The sequence below is a fragment of the Streptosporangium sp. NPDC053982 genome, assembly GCF_055585205.1.
The window spans coordinates 1-2,435 of the sequence record NZ_JBVJKQ010000041.1; the positions used below are offsets into that span (position 1 = coordinate 1).

Here is a 2,435-nt window from a genome sequence, read left to right on the forward strand (position 1 = left end):
TCGCAGGTGATCCAGCCGGTGTTGTGGGCGGTCATGGTGGGGTTGGCCGCGGTGTGGCGGGCGGCGGGGGTGGAGCCCCAGGCCGTCGTGGGCCACTCGCAGGGCGAGATCGCGGCGGCCTGCGCCGCCGGCGCGCTGTCCCTCGAAGACGCGGCCCGGATCATGGTCCTGCGCAGCCGGATCATCGCCCAGGCGGACGGCACGGGCGGCATGGCCGCGATCGACCTGCCCGCCGCCGAGGCCGGCGAGCTGATCGGATCGCGGTGGCGGGACCGCCTCTGGGTGGCCGTGCACGCGAGCCCGGAGAGCTGCGTGGTGGCCGGCGACCTCGACGCCCTGGACGAGCTCGCCGGGCACCCGGGCGTCAGAGCGCGCCGGGTCGACATCGACTACGCCAGCCACACCCCGCACATGCGCGCCCTCGTTCCCGAACTGGAGAAGGCGCTGGCCGGGGTGTGGCCGGTCGAGGGCGACGTGCGGTTCTGCTCCTCGGTCGAGGCGGCGTTCGTCGAGGGCACGACCCTGACGGAGACGTACTGGATCGGCAACCTGTGCCGTCCGGTGCTGTTCGACGAGGCGATCAGAACCGCGGCCGAGCCGGACTCGCCGGTGTTCATCGAGGTCAGCCCGCACCCGGTGCTGCTCGGGAATGTGACGGACAGCTGCCGCGCCGCCGGGGTCGAGGCCGGGGTGTGCGGGTCGCTGCGCCGTGACGAGGGCGGTCCGCGCCGGATGCTCCTCTCCCTGGCCCAGGCGTGGACGCTGGGCGCGGAGGTCTCCTGGACGGCGGTCCTTGGATCCGGTTCGCGTCCCGCCGTGAGCCCGCCCGCCTACGCCTTCCAGCGCGACCGCTACTGGCTCGATCCGGTGGCGACGGATTCCGGCTCCTCCCCGCATCCGCTGCTCGACCGGATCGTCCCGCTCGCCGCCGCCGACGGCTTCCTGCTGACCGGACGGCTGTCCCCGGCCACGACCCCGTGGCTGGCCGACCACGCCGTGGACGGCGCGGTGCTGTTGCCCGGCACGGCCTTCGCCGAACTGGCGCTGGAGGCCGCCGCCCACGCGGGCTGCGACCTGCTGGAGGACCTGACGCTGGACGCGCCGCTGTTCCTGCCCGAGTCCGGGTCCGTACAGGTGCAGGTGGCCGTGGGCGGGCCGGACGATCAGGGCCGCCGCACGGTCGGCGTCCACGCCCGGCGGTCCGACGACGATCCCTGGACGGCGCACGCGGACGGCCTGCTCGGCACGGCTCCGGCGACCGCCTCCGAGCGGCTGACGTCCTGGCCGCCGGAGGGGACCGCGGTCGATCTGACCGATGTGTACGACCGGCTCGCCGGACGCGGCTACGACTACGGCCCCGCCTTCCAGGGCCTGCGCGCCGCCTGGCACACGGACGGCCACGCCTACGCCGAGGTCGCCCTGCCCGACCTGGTGCGCGGGGACGCCGGCCGCTTCACCCTCCACCCCGCCCTCCTGGACGCGGCCCTGCATCTGACCGTCCACGAGTCGGGCCACGACGGGGACACCCTGCTGCTGCCGTTCTCCTGGAGCGGCCTCCGCGTGTCCGCCCGCGGCGCCGACGCCCTCCGCGTACGGATCACGGAGAAGGGCGGCGGTCGGATCGCGCTGGCGCTCTTCGACGGTACGGGCGAGTGGATCGCCGGCGTCGAGACCCTGGCACTCCGCGAGACCCCGAGGAGCGCCGCCCGCCCCTCCACCGGGACCGCGCCCTACGCGCTCGAATGGACCGAGACCGCCGCGACCGGCGCCCCGGGGAACGCGCGGTGGGCGGTGGTCGGGTTCGACGAGTTCGCCGACGAGATCGAGGCCGGCCTGGCGGCGGCCGGGACGCCCGCGCCGCGCTACTACGACCTGTTCTCGCTGGCCGACATGAGCGCGGGCGAGGTGCCCGGCCTGGTGCTGGCGCCCTGCCGGGGAGACGCCGACGACCTGCCGTACTCGGTCCACGACGGTCTGCGCCAGGTGCTCGACCTCGTACAGGGCTGGCTCGGTGACGAGCGGTTCGCGGGCTCCCGGCTCGTCCTCGTGACCCGGTCCGGTGACCTCGCCGCGGCGGCGGTGTGGGGGCTGGTGCGGTCGGCGCAGACCGAGCAGCCGGGCCGCCTCGTCCTGGCCGAGGTGCCGGCGGGCTTCCGCGACTGGGACCGGGTGGCCGCGGCCGTCGCGGCGGGCGAGACCCAGTTCGCGGCCACGGGCGACGCCCTGCTGACGCCCCGCCTGGTCCGCCGCGGTCCCGCGGCCGGGCCGGTCCCGGTGACGGAGGGGACGGTTCTGGTGACCGGTGGGACCGGTGGTCTGGGTGCGTTGACGGCCCGGCATCTGGTGGTGCGGCACGGGGTGCGGGATCTGCTGCTGGTCTCCCGGCGTGGCCTGCGGGCTCCGGGTGCCGGTGAGCTGGTCGCGGAGCTGGAGGC

General features: G+C 75.6%; 1 protein-coding gene. It reads left to right on the forward strand.

The window, feature by feature from the left end; genetic code table 11:
- Window positions 1–2,435 (forward strand): acyltransferase domain-containing protein (locus ACZ6W9_RS36900; protein WP_470121854.1); only part of this gene is annotated, 2,435 nt, incomplete at both ends.